This window comes from Chryseobacterium sp. WG23 (assembly GCF_024586575.1).
Taxonomy (GTDB): domain Bacteria; phylum Bacteroidota; class Bacteroidia; order Flavobacteriales; family Weeksellaceae; genus Chryseobacterium.
Genome location: NZ_JALCZE010000014.1, coordinates 61,275 through 78,617 on the forward strand (window position 1 = coordinate 61,275; position 17,343 = coordinate 78,617).

General features: G+C 36.3%; 18 protein-coding genes. 12 read left to right on the plus strand and 6 right to left on the minus strand.

Annotated elements, in window-relative coordinates; translation table 11 throughout:
* Positions 1-248: 248 nt before the first annotated feature.
* From MP477_RS19695 to MP477_RS19720, 6 genes are all read left to right on the plus strand, one after another.
* Positions 249-1,298, plus strand: coding sequence for a linear amide C-N hydrolase (locus tag MP477_RS19695; RefSeq protein ID WP_257191738.1), 1,050 nt, complete (start codon positions 249-251; stop codon positions 1,296-1,298).
* A 192-nt stretch (positions 1,299-1,490) separates the two neighbouring features.
* On the plus strand, positions 1,491-2,654 hold the full coding sequence (locus tag MP477_RS19700; RefSeq protein ID WP_257191739.1) for an OprO/OprP family phosphate-selective porin: 1,164 nt from the start codon (positions 1,491-1,493) through the stop codon (positions 2,652-2,654).
* A gap of 20 nt (positions 2,655-2,674) precedes the next feature.
* On the plus strand, positions 2,675-4,105 hold the full coding sequence (locus MP477_RS19705; RefSeq protein WP_257191740.1) for an anion permease: 1,431 nt from the start codon (positions 2,675-2,677) through the stop codon (positions 4,103-4,105).
* A gap of 16 nt (positions 4,106-4,121) precedes the next feature.
* Positions 4,122-4,778, plus strand: coding sequence for a succinate dehydrogenase cytochrome b subunit (locus tag MP477_RS19710; RefSeq protein ID WP_257191741.1), 657 nt, complete (start codon positions 4,122-4,124; stop codon positions 4,776-4,778).
* A 10-nt stretch (positions 4,779-4,788) separates the two neighbouring features.
* Positions 4,789-6,705, plus strand: coding sequence for a fumarate reductase/succinate dehydrogenase flavoprotein subunit (locus tag MP477_RS19715; RefSeq protein ID WP_257191743.1), 1,917 nt, complete (start codon positions 4,789-4,791; stop codon positions 6,703-6,705).
* 13 nt (positions 6,706-6,718) lie between these two features.
* Positions 6,719-7,468: a succinate dehydrogenase/fumarate reductase iron-sulfur subunit gene (locus MP477_RS19720; protein ID WP_257191744.1), complete on the plus strand. Its 750-nt coding sequence runs from the start codon at positions 6,719-6,721 to the stop codon at positions 7,466-7,468.
* Between the two features lie 101 nt (positions 7,469-7,569).
* On the opposite strand, the gene MP477_RS19725 is transcribed toward MP477_RS19720, so the two are convergent.
* From MP477_RS19725 to MP477_RS19740, 4 genes are read right to left on the minus strand one after another with little or no spacing between them, the layout of a single operon-like run.
* Entirely contained in the window at positions 7,570-8,529 is a 960-nt protein-coding gene (locus MP477_RS19725) for a hypothetical protein (RefSeq protein ID WP_257191745.1), read from the minus strand.
* A 59-nt stretch (positions 8,530-8,588) separates the two neighbouring features.
* Positions 8,589-9,599, minus strand: a complete 1,011-nt coding sequence (locus MP477_RS19730) for a nucleoid-associated protein (RefSeq protein ID WP_257191746.1) — start codon at positions 9,597-9,599, stop codon at positions 8,589-8,591.
* The gene (locus MP477_RS19735; RefSeq protein ID WP_257191747.1) at positions 9,565-10,107 is read right to left on the minus strand and encodes a hypothetical protein; all 543 of its coding nucleotides are present in this window, start codon (positions 10,105-10,107) and stop codon (positions 9,565-9,567) included. The genes MP477_RS19730 and MP477_RS19735 overlap by 35 nt, the downstream gene beginning before the upstream one ends.
* Position 10,108: 1 nt before the next feature.
* On the minus strand, positions 10,109-11,002 hold the full coding sequence (locus MP477_RS19740; RefSeq protein WP_257191748.1) for a hypothetical protein: 894 nt from the start codon (positions 11,000-11,002) through the stop codon (positions 10,109-10,111).
* Positions 11,003-11,233: 231 nt separating this feature from the next.
* On the opposite strand from MP477_RS19740, the gene MP477_RS19745 reads away from it, so the two are divergent.
* The 3 genes from MP477_RS19745 (at position 11,234) to MP477_RS19755 (ending at position 12,422) form a co-directional block, all read left to right on the plus strand.
* Positions 11,234-11,395: a hypothetical protein gene (locus MP477_RS19745; RefSeq protein WP_257191750.1), complete on the plus strand. Its 162-nt coding sequence runs from the start codon at positions 11,234-11,236 to the stop codon at positions 11,393-11,395.
* A gap of 12 nt (positions 11,396-11,407) precedes the next feature.
* Positions 11,408-11,764 carry a hypothetical protein gene (locus tag MP477_RS19750; RefSeq protein WP_257191751.1) on the plus strand — a complete coding sequence of 119 codons (357 nt, stop codon included), beginning with the start codon at positions 11,408-11,410 and terminating at the stop codon, positions 11,762-11,764.
* Positions 11,765-12,026: 262 nt separating this feature from the next.
* The gene (locus MP477_RS19755; RefSeq protein ID WP_230037238.1) at positions 12,027-12,422 is read left to right on the plus strand and encodes a hypothetical protein; all 396 of its coding nucleotides are present in this window, start codon (positions 12,027-12,029) and stop codon (positions 12,420-12,422) included.
* Between the two features lie 511 nt (positions 12,423-12,933).
* Here the strand turns inward: MP477_RS19755 and MP477_RS19760 are convergent.
* Complete coding sequence (locus MP477_RS19760; RefSeq protein ID WP_230037240.1) at positions 12,934-13,452, minus strand: thioredoxin family protein; 519 nt, start codon at positions 13,450-13,452, stop codon at positions 12,934-12,936.
* Between the two features lie 135 nt (positions 13,453-13,587).
* Positions 13,588-14,697 carry a DUF1624 domain-containing protein gene (locus MP477_RS19765; RefSeq protein ID WP_257191752.1) on the minus strand — a complete coding sequence of 370 codons (1,110 nt, stop codon included), beginning with the start codon at positions 14,695-14,697 and terminating at the stop codon, positions 13,588-13,590.
* Positions 14,698-15,212: 515 nt separating this feature from the next.
* Between MP477_RS19765 and MP477_RS19770 the strand changes: the two genes are divergently transcribed.
* The 3 genes from MP477_RS19770 (at position 15,213) to MP477_RS19780 (ending at position 16,882) form a co-directional block, all read left to right on the plus strand.
* A complete protein-coding gene (locus MP477_RS19770; RefSeq protein ID WP_230037244.1) occupies positions 15,213-16,001 on the plus strand; it encodes a helix-turn-helix transcriptional regulator in 789 nt (262 codons plus the stop codon).
* 88 nt (positions 16,002-16,089) lie between these two features.
* Positions 16,090-16,506 (plus strand): DoxX protein, encoded by a 417-nt coding sequence (locus MP477_RS19775; RefSeq protein ID WP_257191754.1) that lies wholly within the window; start codon positions 16,090-16,092, stop codon positions 16,504-16,506.
* A gap of 22 nt (positions 16,507-16,528) precedes the next feature.
* Complete coding sequence (locus tag MP477_RS19780) at positions 16,529-16,882, plus strand: cupin domain-containing protein (RefSeq protein WP_257191755.1); 354 nt, start codon at positions 16,529-16,531, stop codon at positions 16,880-16,882.
* Positions 16,883-17,343: the final 461 nt, after the last annotated feature.

Below are 17,343 nucleotides of genomic sequence, written 5' to 3' on the forward strand. Positions count from 1 at the left end.
GAAACATTCTTTATTTTACCCCTGTTTTAATAAGATATCTCTAAAATATACAAAAAAAAATCCAGTAATAATGTTTTTAATCTATAGTTCATGATTCATAACATGAATTACACATTATCAGTTGAAATAATTATGACATTTAAACAATTTTAACTAAATTTATATCACCAAATAATGAATATGATGGAAAATTCATTGAATTATTCACAATAAATTCAATATAAAATTTAAATTCAAATAATACTATTATGAAAAAGTTCCCATTAATTTTATTTTCTCTTGTCCTCTCAATAGGATTATGGAATCCGTCTGAAGCCTGCACCCGTGTAGTTTACAAAGGGCCGCAAAACACCATCCTGACTGCCCGTTCTATGGACTGGCGTGATGAAATCCCGGCCAATCTGTGGGTTTTTCCAAAAGGAATAGAACATACAGGACAAACAGGGCCAAAATCTGTAAAATGGACTTCAAAATACGGAAGTATCATCAGCTCCAGCTGGGATATTGCCTCAGCAGACGGAATGAATGAAAAAGGACTGGTTGCCAATATGTTATGGCTAGGTGAATCCCAGTACCCAAAATTCGATCCTAAAGGAAATAAAAAGGGACTTGCCATTTCTTTATGGGCACAATATTATCTCGATAATTTTGCCACTGTAAAAGAAGCTGTAGAATTTTCAAAAAAAGAACCTTTCGTTATTGTAAGCGATTATATTCCCGGCACCGAAAAATTCACCACTATACACCTTTCCATTTCTGATGCTTCAGGAGACAACGCGGTATTTGAGTATATCAATGGAAAACTGGTGATTCATCATGATCCTTCTTATACGGTAATGACCAACTCTCCTATCTTTGAAGAACAGCTGGCCCTTAATAATTACTGGAAAGGAATTCCCGGTAACGTTATGCTTCCGGGTACCAACCGCGCTGCAGACAGATTTGTAAGAGCTTCTTATTATATCAACGCTATTCCAAGAAGTGCTGATACCCGTACAGCAGTAGCCAGCGTTTTCAGTGTGATCAGAAACTGTTCCGTACCATATGGAATTACCTCAGAAAAGGAGCCTAATATATCTTCCACAAGATGGCGTTCTGTCTCAGACCAAAAGAATCTGGTTTACTATTTTGAAACCGTTTTTACCCCCAATACTTTTTGGGTAGACCTTAATGACTTTGACCTCAGTCCAAAAGGAAAAGTGATGAAACTGGATCTGGGCAGCTTTCATACCTATAATGGCAAATCCAATACAGATTTCAAAGAATCGCTGCCATTCAAATTTCTGGGATTAGAATAAAAATACCCTTAAAAAACCATAAAAAAAAACACTTAAGTCATTTAAGTGCTCACCTCAACACATCAAAAATACACCCTTTCTTAGGATTGTCATAAAGACTTTCTCTTACTATGTGCCCGTTTCCCTCCTCCGGAGAAGTGGCACACTGAAGATTTAACGGGATGATTTAAACAAAAAACAAACAAAAAAAATATGGCCTTTTTTTCACTCAAAAAGAAAAGCCTGTTATTCTGCATGCTTGCCTGCTGGTTTTCAGCCCATGCGCAGATACAGGATTCTTTACAGACCAAACCACAACCGGAAGAAGATCAGGTGAAATATCCACAGCTTCAGATCAAAGGCCTTTTCCAGGCACGTTACCTGGTAGGCATGAGCAAAGATGTGGATGTAAACGGACTTCATCATTCCGACGGCTCCGGAACCAGCAATAATTTTATGCTCAAATACATGAGAGTTCAGGTCCGGGCGCAAATCAGTAAACGGACAGAAGTTGTTGTTTTGGCCAACCTGGCAGATTTTAAAAATGATCCTAAAAGCAGGGTCCTCGAAAACGCTTATCTGAAGTATACCTTTAATCCTAAATTAACGATTACTGTGGGACAGTTCAGACCTTGGTTCGGAATTGAGGAAACCTATCCTATCGATATTATTAAATCTTTGGACTGGTCCAATCAGTATTCTGAATTTGGAAAGCTGGGCTGGACCAGTTTCCAGATCGGGATGTCTGCTACAGGACAGCTTCAGCTTGGAAAAGTTCCCTTCCAATACGCAGTTTCCGTAGTGAATGGAAACGGAAAAAACCAGGTCAATGACAATGACAACGGAAAGCAGTATTCTACCCGTCTGGTCTTTGGACTGTCTAAAAAATACAATTTCAACGTAGGCCTTAATGGAGGTATTGGTGAAGTATTCAGTAAAAAAGTATATGCGTTGGGAGTTGACCTGAGCTCTTTGGTACAATTTGATCCAAGATGGAGCCTTGATATGCAACTGGAAGCCAAACAAGCTACCAATCACGTTTTATACAATTCTATAGCCCCTGAAGTAAGACCTGAAAACCCGGATCAGTACCTGGTTCGCGGGGTTTACTTTCTTCCTAATCTAAGATATGAGATTAACCATAAAAACCTCAGCGCTTTTGAACTCTCATGCCGCTATGAATATCTGGATACCAATTTCAGACTGGCTTCCAACCCAAGACAGACGGTCACCCCAATGGTTGGCCTGGAGTTCCTGAAAAATTACGGAGCAAGAATCCAACTGGGCGTACAGTTTGACCGTTACAAATATCAGGTGGCAAACACCTCACAATACAACAACAATCTATTCATTGTTCAGGTACAGAGTAGATTCTAACCCTTTAAATAGTTATTATCATGAAAGAAATTAATATCAAAAATGTAGCGATTACATTTATCGTGGCATTGATTATATGGTTCATTCCTGTACCCGAAGGTGTTACTCAGGATGCATGGCACCTGTTCGCTATCTTTGCCGCAACCATTTTAGGAATTATCCTTAAAGCAGCTCCCATGGGCACAATGTGTATGATGGCCATCGCATTTACAGCTCTTACCCAGGTGGTGGCTCCGGGAGATGCCGGAAAATCTATCACAAAAGCCCTTTCAGGATTTGGAGATAAAGTAATCTGGCTGATTGGGATTTCATTCTTTATTGCCAGAGGATTTATCAAAACAGGTCTTGGAAACCGTATTGCCTTTTTATTCATCAGGGTCTTCGGAAAAAGCTCATTGGGATTAGCATACGGACTGGGACTTGCAGATGTTTGTCTGGCACCGGCTATTCCGAGTAATACGGCAAGAGGTGGCGGAATTATCTACCCTATTATGAAATCTATGGCCATAAGCTTCGATTCCGTTCCTGAAAAACCCGAAACCCATAGAAAACTAGGTTCTTTTTTAACGTTGAACAGCTACTATATGAACCTCATCGCTTCTTCCATGTTCCTGACAGGAACAGCCAGTAACCCGATGTGTCAGAAATTTGCAGCCAACCTGGGCATTGATATCACCTGGATGTCCTGGGCAGCAGCCGGTTTCTTACCCGGTGCCGTGGCATTCTTTGTTGTTCCTTTGGTTTTATACAAACTATATCCGCCGGAATTGAAAAAAACAGGAGATGCCCCGAAAATGGCTGCTCAGAAATTAAAAGAAATGGGACCTATTTCCCGAAACGAATGGCTGATGCTGCTGGCATTTTTCATCCTTTTAGCGCTTTGGATATTTGGGGGAACATTATCTATTGATGCTACCACAACGGCCTTCATTGGATTAACACTCTTGCTGTTAACCTCAGTGCTGACATGGGAAGATGTAAAAAGTGAAAAAGGAGCCTGGGATACTATTGTCTGGTTTGCTGTGCTGGTAATGATGGCGAGTTCCTTGAATGAATTGGGCTTCATCGGATGGTTCAGTGATCTTATCAAAGTGAAAATAGGAGGGCTCAGCTGGCAGGTAGCCTTTCCTGTCATTATCATTGTGTATTTTTTCAGTCACTATATTTTTGCCAGTGCCACAGCTCACGTTGCAGCGATGTATGCCGCATTACTGGGAGTAGGTGTTTCGTTGGGAATTCCACCTATGTTACTGGCCATGATGCTTGGTTTCTTAGGCTCCATCTACGGGGTACTTACCCATTACGGCCACGGCCCTGCCCCAGTATTCTTCGGAAGCGGATATGTAGACCTGAAAGTCTGGTGGCTCAGAGGTCTCGAAATAGGAATTGTATTATTAATTATCTACATGGTGGTAGGAGGATTATGGATGAAAGTTTTAGGATATTATTAATTATAAAATCAAATGTATGTTATCAACATTGTTAAGAAAAATGCTGATGTGTCTCACGGGGCTGTTTCTGGGGTTCTTTCTGCTGATTCATTTTCTTGGAAATCTCCAACTGTTCCTTCCTCAGGAGCAGGCACATCTTCAGTTTAATGCCTATTCCCATTTTTTATCCGGAAATATCATTATCAAAATAGTGTCTTATGTTTTATATGCCAGTATTATTCTGCATGCCGCAGACGGATTGGTGATCACTCTAAAGAATAGAAAATCAGGAGGAGACTACCGGAATGACAGACGTGGAAGAGCCAGCCAATGGGCTTCCCGGAATATGGGAATCCTGGGAACATTGATTTTAATCTTCCTGGTGATTCATTTTCAAAACTTCTGGTATGTTTACAAATTCGGAAATCCACCTTTGGACGAGAATGGAAATAAAGACCTGTATATCCTGGTGGTTACTGTGTTTAAAGAATGGTGGTATGTGCTCATTTATGTAGTATCCATGATGGCACTCTGCTATCACCTGATCCATGGAATACACAGTGCGGTAAGAACTCTGGGATTATATCACCCTAAATTTGTAAAATGGTTCAAAACCATTGGAATTGCTTATTCAATCATTATCAGCTTAGGTTTTGCCCTGATGCCGGTTTATGTATTCTTTACTTATCATTAAAAACCCTGTTATGATTTTAGATTCAAAAATACCACAAGGCCCATTAGAACAAAAATGGGATTACTATAAAAAGAAAGCCAGACTCGTCAACCCTGCCAACCGTAAAAAGCTGGACGTGATTGTTGTGGGAACAGGACTGGCAGGAAGTTCTATTGCTGCCTCTTTGGGTGAAATGGGCTATAATGTCAAGTCATTCTGTTTTCAGGACAGCCCCAGACGAGCGCACTCCGTTGCTGCACAGGGAGGTGTAAATGCCGCTAAAAATTATAAAAATGACGGCGACAGTGTTTACAGAATGTTTGTAGACACCCTGAAAGGAGGAGACTTCAGGGCCCGCGAGGCCAATGTTTACCGTATGGCTGAATGTTCTTTAAACCTCATCGATCAGGCCGTAGCACAAGGTGTTCCTTTTGGACGTGAATATGGAGGTTACCTCAATAACCGTTCATTTGGCGGTGTTCAGGTAAGCCGGACATTCTATGCGAGAGGACAAACCGGACAGCAATTACTTTTAGGCGCTTACCAGGCTTTGATGAGACAGGTAGGAAAAGGTTCTGTAGAGCTATTCTCAAGACACGAAATGCTCGATTTAGTTGTTATTGACGGAAAGGCAAGAGGAATTATTGTAAGGAACCTGGATACCGGAGCAATTGAAAGACATGCAGCTCATGCTGTAGTACTGGCAACAGGAGGTTACGGGAAGATCTATTATCTTTCTACATTAGCTATGGGATGCAATGGTTCTGCCATCTGGAGGGCCCATAAAAAAGGAGCATTAATGGCTTCTCCTAGCTGGATTCAGGTGCACCCTACTTCTCTTCCGCAATCCGGAGATTACCAGTCTAAATTAACCCTGATGTCCGAGTCTCTGCGTAATGACGGAAGAATCTGGGTTCCAGCAAAACAGGATGAAAACAGACTGCCTAACGATATTCCTGAAAACGAAAGGGATTATTATCTGGAAAGAAGATATCCTGCGTTTGGAAATTTGGCACCAAGAGATATTTCCTCCCGTGCTGCCAAAGAAAGAATCGATGCCGGATTTGGGATAGGGCCGTTAAAGAATGCTGTTTATCTTGATTTTTCAAAGGCCATTAGGGAACAAGGAAAAGATAAGATTAAAGAGAAATACGGAAATTTATTCGATATGTATCTTAAAATAACAGGATACGACGCGTATAAAGAACCAATGATGATTTCCCCATCTGCCCACTTTTCAATGGGTGGGCTTTGGGTAGATTATGAGCTGATGACTACCGTTCCTGGACTTTTTGCTTTGGGAGAGGCCAATTTTGCAGATCATGGTGCCAATCGCTTAGGAGCGAACTCACTTTTACAGGCTTCTGTAGATGGATATTTTATTGCTCCTTATACCATTGCCAATTACCTGGCGGATGAGATCCATACCGGAAAAATTTCCCCGGATGCGCCTGAATTTGAACAGGCAGAAAATGCAGTTAAAAATCAGATTCAGAATCTGATCAATATCAAAGGAACCAAAACCGTCGACCATTTCCATAAAACATTAGGAAAACTGCTCTACGATTATTGCGGACTGGCCAGAAATGAGGAAGGCCTGAAATATGCCATCCGGGAGATCAGAAAACTAAAACAGGAATTCTATAAAGAAGTGAGGGTTTCCGGACAGAGTGATCAAATGAATTCCGAACTTGAAAAAGCAGGCCGTGTGGCCGATTATTTTGAGATTGGCGAGCTGATGTGTTATGATGCATTAACCCGTAATGAATCCTGTGGTGCTCATTTTCGGGAAGAATTTCAAACACCGGATGGTGAAGCACTGAGAAATGATTCAGAATATCAGTTTATCTCTGCATGGGCATGGGCAGGCGAAAACAAAGAGCCTGCACTGATCAAAGAACCCCTGGTATTCGAAGAAATACAGCCAACGGTAAGAAGCTACAAATAAAAAACAAAAAATTATGGATGTACACCTTAAGATATGGAGACAGAAAGACAGACAAAGTGAAGGAAAACTGGTTAATTATGACCTGAAAGGATTAAATTCTCACATGTCTTTCTTAGAAATGCTTGATACATTAAATGAAAAACTGATCACCGAAGGAGATGAACCCGTAGAATTCGATCACGACTGTCGTGAAGGAATCTGCGGACAGTGTGGGATGATGATTAATGGTATTGCCCATGGCCCTTTGAAACATACAACCACCTGTCAGCTTCATTTAAGATCTTTTAAAGATGGGGAAACAATTTTGATAGAGCCATTCCGTGCAGGCGCTTTTCCTGTAAAAAAAGACTTAAAAGTAGACCGCTCCGCTTTCGACAGAGTTATTTCTTCAGGAGGTTTCGTATCTGTAAATACCGGGCAGGCTCCTGATGCTACTGCCATTCCCGTTACCCATCAGACTGCTGAAGAATCTTTTGACGCTGCCGCCTGTATCGGATGTGGCGCTTGTGTAGCCACCTGTAAAAATGGAAGTGCCGCTTTATTTACCTCAGCAAAAATCACCCATATGGCCCTGCTTCCTCAGGGGAAAGAGGAAAGAAGCAAACGGGTATTGGATATGGTAACTCAGATGGACAGCGAATTATTCGGGCACTGCTCCAACACAGAGGCCTGTGAAGTGGAATGTCCACAAGGAATTTCTGTACTCAATATCGCCAGAATGAATTTTGAATACAACAGGGCCCTGTTTTTCAGGAAAAAGTAACTAAACGAATAACGTATAGATGATAAAAAGAGCGGATTTGCAATGAACAAATTCGCTCTTTTTTATCTTTAGTTGAATATTGATTTTCGGGATTAATTGATTTAAATTCCCGGGATCGTAATTTTATCCGGATCATCTTCATCATACATAATCTCTATCGTTCCTGTTTTGGGTACTGAAGAAAGATCCAGAAGTCTGACCATCTTTTTATAGACGGCAATGTGCTCTTTGCCCCTGAAATCCTTAAAGCTGACCTGAAACATAATCTGCGGCTGGTCATTTATCGTCAGTCCCGTCTGGTTGACACTGATAATCTGTGCTTCGGCACTTCTTCCAACAAAGAGGATACGTTCTTCTTTTTTATTCTTAAAAAATTTCCCTACAATCATCTGAAAAACCAATACATAAATAAGGGTCATCACTCCACTGAAAATAATAGGATGCATAAAAGTGAGAAACTGCCAGCCAAAATCAAAAGATTCCCGCCTATAGAAATAAGAGTACAGACCAATAATATAAGCGATTAACAATATGATAAATACTATTCTTACAATCATTCCCGATGCATTGAAACCAACCTTTTGGTCGCTTAAAATAAAGTAAGGTTCCTGCGAAACATTAGGATTCAACAATACCTTCACACGATTTCCTACATCAAACCTTTTTTCCTGTGGCCTGGAATCATGAAACATCATCTCATGTTCAATTATGGTATTCCTAAGGTTGGGAAATGAAAGAACAATCTGAATGGCATTCATATTGGTTTTCGGAAAGTATTTTAAAAGCTGGTAACGCATCACTTTAGCCTCTCTGGGAATACCATTTCTCAGAATGGAATGAATGGTGTTCCTCTGCTTAAAGGTTTTAATGAAAAGAATATTAATGAAGAATACGAGAATATATCCCCATATTAATAAAGAAAGACCGAGATATCCATAGCTCACCGCTAATGAATTTCTCGGTCCTGTTGCGCCTTCCTCAGTCATCATATAAATGAAAATCGGAAAAGGTACGCAGAAGAAAAAGAGGAAAGCTCCCCAGAAAACAATCATAAACTTCATAACTGCTATTTTGTAATCAGCAATAAAGTTATGATATTTATTTAATGAATTGATTTCTATTATACCTCTTTTTCAAAATAAAGTCTGTAGTATTTTCCTTTATCATCCTCTCCTGTTTCAATTTTCTGTCTGTCTCCATGGATATAGATGTGGAAATTTTTATCAAGTTTAATGATGCTTTTAAAATGCCTCTGGGTTTTCTTTACCGCTGCTTCACTGATCGGGAATTCCTCAGCAATATTCACCTGCATGTCCTGCTCATAATCTGTTTTAAAATTCACAAAACTTTCAATGACGTGCTCGTCTCCCAATACTTCACTGGCAAACTCATCCAGTTTAAATTCTTCTTTCTCCTTGAAGAAATTGATAGACTTATTAAGGAAATCTGCCTGATCAGCTTTAGAAACTTCAAATTCCTGAGGAAGCTGCTTGGTGATATAATCTTTGTAAACCATTAATGCTTCCTGAGTATGGAAATATTCATCATCGCGCTGTTTTACTTTCAGGAAATCTTCAAACCAGTAGTACATATCTCCGTTTTTGTTGTTGTCAACTACAGAAAGTACATAGCCGGTGTTTTTATCATTATTATAGATTAAAGCTGCCTTATCAATTTTGGATAAGCCGATTCCCTGATCTTTTTCAATATCAAATGTTTCTTCTGTAGGATTAATTTTCAGGAAAGATTCTCTTTTTTCGGTTTTAAAGATCCCTATCTTATCCACTCTGTCCGGACGGTCACTTTCATCTTCAAAAAGTACAATGAACAGTTCTCCACTTTGAACTCTAGGGTTCTCCGCTGCTTCGAAAAGGTGTTTTGCAATATTTTCAGATTCCCATATAAATTTGGCCTTATCTTCAAAAATTTCAGAAACCGCACTGTAAACCGGATTATTCACCAGATAGGTGTCACTGTAAAAATGAAAAGTTTCTTCTGATTTGAATGATCCTAAAAAGTAATCTTCAAGCAATTCTGCCATTCCTTCCTCCAGCTTCAATTCCTCCTGGGAAAGCGTTAAGGAATCTCCATTGATTTTATTGCCTACTCTGTGTACTATTATTTTGTTCATTCCCATTATTGTTTTTTTTTGTAATTATAAAATAAAATTCTAAGATAGCATTTACTAAAAGTAAGATCATTAATGTTATTAATACTAGATCTACCAATAAGTAAAACTTTAAACCATCCTTGTTGAAATTAAATATGGGAGATATAAAATTTATTATCAATAAAAAGCCTTGTAAAATGATTAAAAATGCAAAATTAATGACTAATGAATCGTATAATGTAAATTCTCTATTATAAAATCTCCCCTCTAATATTTTTCTTTTAGATTCTTTTATAACATCATTATCAATAGTCAAGATAACTGTAAATATAGATGCTGTAAATCCAAGTAAAACTCCAAGCAAATTTATTGAATTAGAAGTTAATTTTTCAAATAAACTATTATCAAATTTTACATTAGTAAACAACACTAATGAACACAACACTATAGATAAAATAATATTACCTAATAAAGCTTTCCATTTTAAGTATACAAACTCAAATATTAAAATAAGATTATTTAAAAGCATTTTAAAAATTTTCTATTATAGCTTTCATTTTGTCTAATAAATCATCTGATTCGGATTCTCCTGTCTCAACATTTCTTATCGTATCAACAAAATCATGTTTACCCATAAAACTCGTGTCCACAAATGTTTCATTTCCGTTTCTATCAATACCTTTAATTCTAATTCTGTTTATACCTTTGTTTCTTTTCCCTTTAAAAGTATTAAATAAATCTATTCCAAAATTAGTAATACTAGCTTTTGTATCAGCAGATACCACAAGTTTTATATCTTGTTTTATTTCGAAAATTCTTTGTGAAAATTCTAATGCTTCATTTCCTAGTAACTGTTTATCTATATAAATTTCTGCAACTTTAGCTCTTTCAAAATTTTCAAGCTCAGTTAAGAAATTATTTTTAGGAATCATCCCAAATGTAATTTTATATCTTGTAGAAATTTGATTTTCATTATCTATTTTTTTTGAAAACTTTTGAATATAATTTATAAAGTTATTTATACTTAGTCCAAAATGATTATGCTCTAATAATATGATAACTTCATTTGTATGTTCATCAATTTTAATAACAAAGTGAGTTTTTTCTATATCCCCTTCGGTTTTTTCTTTAGGATTTCTTCTTTCTGTAAGTGTTCTCCTATCTAATAGATTTGGCCGAAACTCATCCCTTGCACTTTTAAAGTACCCTTGCCCTATGTTATCTTTTATTTCAAAAGCTGCAAGAAAACAAAATTTATTGTCTTTTAAATCATATGATCTTTTTCTTTTAGACATTCTAATTATCTTCGAAAAATGACTTATTGCATCTGTAAATGCTAAATCTGTAAAATCATCATTTCTTGACTCTCTATAAAGCCTCTTAAACAAACACAAGTATTGCACTCTTGTATCTTTATTTCTCATGGTTATTTATTTTCATTAAATATAATAAAACTGATAGGATTTGATTTACGCTTTCCCATAATTCATAAAAATGAAAAATTTCCATTTTGATAAAACCCTTATCATTTTGACATGCTTTTTCAATATTAGAAGCTCAATAAAACCAACATAAATAACTGTATTACAAATAATTAAATATAATTAAATTTCAAAGGAACAGTCTTGGCATCATTAGTTTCAAAACATACAAAAATGGACTTAAAAACATTAAACAGAATAGACAAGCTGAGAAGACTGAAAAGCAGAGGACCGAAAACTCCGAAATGGCTGAAACCTTATCACATGCTTTTCTTTGCTTTTTTAAGCATTTTTATTTTTGGTTTTATCATCAAAATGCTGGAACAAAACAATTAAAATCATAATAATATGAACTATTTACAGGCTGCACAGGAAATCACAGAACTCGTTCCCGACTTTGAAAATGAACTGAAAGAGGAAAAAAATCAAAATCCCTACGCTTTAGTCCGGGCTTTTACCGAACGTATTAAAAATATGATCCGTCAGAATGACAGAAATCTGTTGTGGAGGAGCTTACAGAAGATGGATACCATGTACAGCAATGGAGATAAAGCCCTAAAAAATGCTATTGAGAATACTTTTATCTATTCTCTGGACAATTTTACTGCATTCTGCAGTGAGGAATATAAAAAAATGATCTTTAGTCATATTTCCACAGACCTTCAAAAGATCTATTCGAGACAAATTTACAGTCACGGGATATAAGTTTATTACATTTTTGACCCGTTTCATTACAAAGTGTTTAAATTAAACAAAAATTAAAATAACTCACAATCAATAGATTATGAAAAATAAAATCAGAAAAATTTCAGATTGGAAAACCTGGAAAACCACCACTAACAGGCATAATTCCGAGATATTACTCACTCACATTGCGGTGCTTGTAAGTGTTTTTATTTTTGCAGCATGTTTATAAATTTTGGTATACATTTCGCTACAATACAAAGTGTTTGAAAAATTCTAAATTATGATGAAAGTACAAATGCAAACTATTAATCAAAAAATAGCTGTTGAATACTTAAAATTTTTCTATCCGCCCCTTCGCAGGGAAATCACACAGTTATCTGTTCAGGATAATTTTGCTGGGATCATGCAGGCTACCGTTAATTACCTGAAAGGTCTTTTGCAGGAATCGAAAATCAACATTATCGCCCATCACATCAAACTCATGGACGGGATTTACAGGAATGGAAATTCCTATGTAAGAACAATGATCGAAAATATCTTTATCAGGTCTTTTGAGAGCTTTAAAAAGCATGCTAAAATCCAGCATTGGAAGCTTCTCTACCGTTATATGCCTGTAAGTTTCCAGATCATCTATACTGAACAGCAAAAGCAGGATAAGATCTACTTTGGTAAATAAAATAGTTTAATTTGAAAAGACTCCCCGGGCAATTTTTGTTGTTCGGGGAGTTATATTTTTATAGGTATTAGGGTAAGACAGTAAAAAAAGACCCAGTCTCAAAAGTTATGGACTAAGCAAATTGGATTAAGTCTAAAACTTTTTGTTTGGATGACATTCAGAAATCTATGTTAAAAAAAATATGTGATTTTTATATTTTAACTTGAAAACAGGATGGAAATATCCTTTTATTTATGCAAAGGAATAATAATCGGATGTTCTATTGTAAGAAAGTAAAGAAAGACGACTTTGTCGCTGAATAAGCATTAGCTTCATCAAAATCGATTTTTAATCGATTCATTCTTGGCTCACTTAAAAACAAGCGTAATAAAAATAGAACTTTGCGTCAAAGAGAAGCTGTATTGAGGTAAGCTTATATCACCCCACAACTTTTACACCTGATCCAAAAAAACGACTTTGTCACTGAATAAGCCATATAAAAAGTCCCGAGCGCCTGACCCGGGATTTCTTTCTATTTATCTTTTTTAGTAAAAACATTTTCGATGACCTGAAGTTCTTCTTTACTCAGTTTTGAACTTTTCTTCAGCTTCGCAGCAAAAACAGCAACTTCCTCAGGTGTAGAGGGTGATCCCAGATTTTGTTTCTTATCATCAAAAGAATCGGCAAGTACTTCCCCTTTTGGATTTAGAATCAGCCAGAAAGGGAGTCCGGCATTCTCCCCCTTGTATTTGTTCATCAGCTCCTGTCCGCCGGGATTTTCCAACGACTTCTTATCTCCTCTTTCCTGAACATCAACATATGCGGTAACAAACTTCTTTTCAAAAATAGGTTTGGTTTCCGGAAGATTCATGTTTGCCTCCATCACTTTACACCATTTGCACCATGAAGCATGAAATACCAGCAACACATTTTTATGGCTTACTTTAGCTTCTGTAAGCGCTTTGTTTAATACTGTACCTGCCTTCTCCTGTGCCATTCCTAACTGAAACAACACTAAGGCTGCCACCACAATAATTTTAGAATATCTCATTACTATTTTTGTTTTTTATCTATACGAATGTAGGTATTTTACAAGGAATATAGTGATCCGGTTAATGTATTTCTTGTAAAAGTTAATATCCAGTGAGATATCCCTTTTTTCTGAAACCCCATTAAATCTTCAGTATTATTTCAAAGCCGTTTCATCCATCGAAGCTCTTCTAAAGAGAACTAATGTTTTCTTCTTTCTTAGTATATCCAATGAGATCTGAACTGCAAAGGTAAGAACAATATAAAACAGGATCAGTACAAGTACGTACCCAATTCCATGTTGTCTATATCCGAAGATACCTTTACCCCAGGAAATTAATATCCACTGTATCATATACATTGAGGTCAGGTTTTTACTGCAGTATTTTAAAATTCTGACCGCATTATTTTCTTTCATCTTTAGGGTGATCCTAAAAATAAGCCATAGAAAAACTAATGTCCATCCTGCAAAATAAATAACACCTCCCGGTCCCATGTGATAAAAACCATTATAATGGTATTCACCATAAAAGAAAACCAAAGGAGCACCAATGGCTATAAACAGCAGTCCTACATATAACATATTTTTAAACAGTTGTTTGCTGTTATAATTAAGCTCCAGAAACCATTTACCAAAAAACATCCCGATAATAATAAAAGACATCCATGGGAAAACCGGAAAATAGACATAGGCGGGATAGTCATTATTAAAAAGAAGGTCTAAGACATAATTAATAACAGGATAATCTATATTGATTCCGCTCACTTCTCTGGAAACCAGTGCTACCAGTAATCCTATAGCCAGAATAATGTATTTGTTGTGTACATATTTCCGAATAAAACCAACAAAGACTAAAGACATTCCTGCCAATTGTAAAATATCTCCCAACAGCACCAGATATACATATTGCTGTTCTATTGGAGCATGCCATCCGTACTTCTGGATAAAATTATCCGGAGCAAAACCAAACAGCACAGGAATCATAAATTTCATGAAATTCATGAAAAGAGCGGCTAATAAAAGCAGGCCACCCCGTTGTATTGAACTTTTAAGACTTTGATGGGTTGATGTCATAAACGTTACTCCCATACAGATCAGAAAAATGGAAGTTCCTCTTCCCAAAAACACAATAAAACTTCCAATAACCGACTCCGATTGCGATTTTACATTCGCAAATATGAGTAAGGTATGTATGATGACCATTCCTATAACACTCATTCCTTTTATTAAATCCAGTGCCAGGATTCTTTTACTTTGCTGTTCCATAATTTTTTTAGTTTTTAAAGCGAACGCTGCACATCGCATGGGGAATTACACTTTTGAAGTTACCCGCAGCCATTTTTGTAGTGATGTAAACCTTTCGTTCGTTTATTTTTTTGATAACAACCCATCCACTTGCTCACGAATTCCTTATTTTACATGGATTGTCTGTATTTTTATTTTTTATAATATTTTTTATTTATTCTAAATAAAAACAAATATATAAATTAAAAGTAAATAATTGATTTTATTAATATTATTTTCATCAAAACCAACAACATACTGAATACTAGACAATTAAATACTTTAACAAAATTACCAGTGAGTATTTTATAGCTTTAATGAAAGCTTTAATTGTTTTCAAGATTACCTATCAATTTCATAAAGGTTCTTATCTTCTTCATAAAAAAGTTTAAAAAATAATTTATACCTAATATTTTTATATTAGCGATTTTGTAATTTGGACTAAGCTAAACCAAAGGCAGAAAATCAGAATTTATCTATATACCCACATTCATATTATGATTGAAATAAAAAGATATTCACATCAGGCAGGCCATCCGGAGCCAAGACGGGTTATAAAATATACACTCTTCTGGTGTGAAAGCGGAAATGCAGAAATTCTGATTGATGAAAACACCTTTATCCTGAAAGCCGGTCAAACCATCACCATTACTTCAGGACAGTTCCATCAGCTAATCATGGTAGAAGGAGAACTGACTGCCCTGGAATTTACCCTGGATTTTTTCAGTAAAAGTGACCGTGATATTGAACTTATTTTCCACAACGGTCTTTTTTGCCATTTCGGAATGAATGAAATGATTAGTATTCAGCATCCATCATTTTTTACAGAAACACTCAGCCGGATTGAAAAAGAAATTGAAGAAAAACCCTACCAATATCTGATCTCCACCCATTCTTTAATTGAATTATTATTGGTGGAAATCAACCGCAGTAAAATGGCAAACGGAGATGAAATATGGAAACCCAACGCTCTGTTTTTAAAATTTCTCGAAAGCGTACGGAGTCATTTTGCTGACAATTATCCGGTAGCCCGTTTTGCAGATATATTGGGAACTACCGAAGCTAAACTGAATGAAGTTTCAAAACTCCATACCCATAAAACAGCACAAAATGTCATCTATAGCCTTATCGTTTCCGAAGCGAAAAGATTATTACTTTATGAAAAGCTGAGCGTAAAAGAAATTGCTTACCAGCTTGGGTTTAATGATCCTTTTTATTTTTCTAATTTCTTTAAGAAGCATACTTCCCACTCTCCAAAAGATTATCAGAAGGCAGTAAAAAACTAAGATATTATATGCTTTTCCTGGAATTGTCTATTCTTTAGGAGGTCTCTTTCCCTGAACTTTGTACTTATAATTAAGACCTCAAATAAGTATGAAAATTCAACAGGACATAGCCGTTTTTCTATTAAGAATAGCATTATCAGCAGGATTTTTATCGGCCACAGCAAGCAGATTGAATCTTTGGGGTTCTCAATCTTCCGGCTGGAAAAACTTTGTACACTATACCGCGGAAACCAATTCTTTTTTGCCTCAGTATCTGGCACCAGCAATTGCAGTATTATCAACAGTTGCCGAGCTATCTATCGGGATCTTACTTCTTGTAGGATACCGTATAAACAAAGTTTCCCTTTGTGCATCCATACTCACCCTATTATTTGCTGTTGCCATGAGTATTTCTTTTGGGGTTAAAGAACCTCTGGATTATTCGGTTTTTGTATTCAGCGCCGGAGCATTCCTGCTGAGTACTTTCTCCCATTACAAATGGACCTTGGAACAACTTTTACAGTAATAACAATTTAAAATATATTATAATGAACACAAACATTCACGATTATATCGTAAAAACAGAACAGAAAGAATGGCAGCCTCTCATTGAAAAAGGAATTCACTACGAGGGCATTTTTGTGAAATCTCTGAAATTTGATTCGGAGAAAAACCGCTCTACAACTATTGTATTAAAATTTGAACCCGGAGCAAGCTACCCTTACCACAATCATCCTGCCGGGGAAGAACTTTACATCTTAGAAGGGAGTGCCCATATTGCAGGTACCCCATTGGAAAAAGGGGATTATCTGTATACACCGCCCACTTTTAAGCATTCCGTTACCTCTGAAAATGGCTGTACTATTCTCTTTATCGTTCCTGAAGAAGTGGAAATACTTTAATTGAGCTATCTTCTCTAGTGGAAGGAGTTCATATGACAATTGCTACAATTAACTCGCTAACAAAAAAAAATCCGAAGTACAAAAAAAACCTTCTACTTCAGATTTGATATAATTAAATGGTAATCTTTATTATTTTACTTCTTCGAAGCCTATCTCCAATTTGAAATAAAAAATAATACCGAAAAAGCTAGGATATAAATAAGTTCTACTTATAATAACAACTAAGCATGTTTATTTTAAAACAAAATTATAATAAAACACAACATACTGTAAACAAACAATTTAACTTAATTTATTTTTCAAATGAATGAGAATTATATACTACATTTGTAAGTATAAAATGCAGGTATTATAAAAATCCATACTGATTTTATTTTGTAAGGTAAGTATGATTCTAAAATAAGCTTTATTATAACAAGTTAATTTCTTTTATTTTCCTCTTTTATACTATAAACACAATT

What these genes read in the sequence shown, in the direction of transcription:
- MP477_RS19745 (WP_257191750.1), top strand. Translation starts at nt 11,234, where the DNA reads ATGGACTTAAAAACATTAAACAGAATAGACAAGCTGAGAAGACTGAAA.
- MP477_RS19775 (WP_257191754.1), top strand. Translation starts at nt 16,090, where the DNA reads ATGAAAATTCAACAGGACATAGCCGTTTTTCTATTAAGAATAGCATTA.
- MP477_RS19755 (WP_230037238.1), top strand. Translation starts at nt 12,027, where the DNA reads ATGATGAAAGTACAAATGCAAACTATTAATCAAAAAATAGCTGTTGAA.
- MP477_RS19710 (WP_257191741.1), top strand. Translation starts at nt 4,122, where the DNA reads ATGTTATCAACATTGTTAAGAAAAATGCTGATGTGTCTCACGGGGCTG.
- MP477_RS19740 (WP_257191748.1), bottom strand. Translation starts at nt 11,002, where the DNA reads ATGAGAAATAAAGATACAAGAGTGCAATACTTGTGTTTGTTTAAGAGG.
- MP477_RS19725 (WP_257191745.1), bottom strand. Translation starts at nt 8,529, where the DNA reads ATGAAGTTTATGATTGTTTTCTGGGGAGCTTTCCTCTTTTTCTTCTGC.
- MP477_RS19700 (WP_257191739.1), top strand. Translation starts at nt 1,491, where the DNA reads ATGGCCTTTTTTTCACTCAAAAAGAAAAGCCTGTTATTCTGCATGCTT.
- MP477_RS19720 (WP_257191744.1), top strand. Translation starts at nt 6,719, where the DNA reads ATGGATGTACACCTTAAGATATGGAGACAGAAAGACAGACAAAGTGAA.
- MP477_RS19705 (WP_257191740.1), top strand. Translation starts at nt 2,675, where the DNA reads ATGAAAGAAATTAATATCAAAAATGTAGCGATTACATTTATCGTGGCA.
- MP477_RS19735 (WP_257191747.1), bottom strand. Translation starts at nt 10,107, where the DNA reads ATGCTTTTAAATAATCTTATTTTAATATTTGAGTTTGTATACTTAAAA.
- MP477_RS19715 (WP_257191743.1), top strand. Translation starts at nt 4,789, where the DNA reads ATGATTTTAGATTCAAAAATACCACAAGGCCCATTAGAACAAAAATGG.
- MP477_RS19770 (WP_230037244.1), top strand. Translation starts at nt 15,213, where the DNA reads ATGATTGAAATAAAAAGATATTCACATCAGGCAGGCCATCCGGAGCCA.
- MP477_RS19765 (WP_257191752.1), bottom strand. Translation starts at nt 14,697, where the DNA reads ATGGAACAGCAAAGTAAAAGAATCCTGGCACTGGATTTAATAAAAGGA.
- MP477_RS19695 (WP_257191738.1), top strand. Translation starts at nt 249, where the DNA reads ATGAAAAAGTTCCCATTAATTTTATTTTCTCTTGTCCTCTCAATAGGA.
- MP477_RS19780 (WP_257191755.1), top strand. Translation starts at nt 16,529, where the DNA reads ATGAACACAAACATTCACGATTATATCGTAAAAACAGAACAGAAAGAA.
- MP477_RS19730 (WP_257191746.1), bottom strand. Translation starts at nt 9,599, where the DNA reads ATGAACAAAATAATAGTACACAGAGTAGGCAATAAAATCAATGGAGAT.
- MP477_RS19750 (WP_257191751.1), top strand. Translation starts at nt 11,408, where the DNA reads ATGAACTATTTACAGGCTGCACAGGAAATCACAGAACTCGTTCCCGAC.
- MP477_RS19760 (WP_230037240.1), bottom strand. Translation starts at nt 13,452, where the DNA reads ATGAGATATTCTAAAATTATTGTGGTGGCAGCCTTAGTGTTGTTTCAG.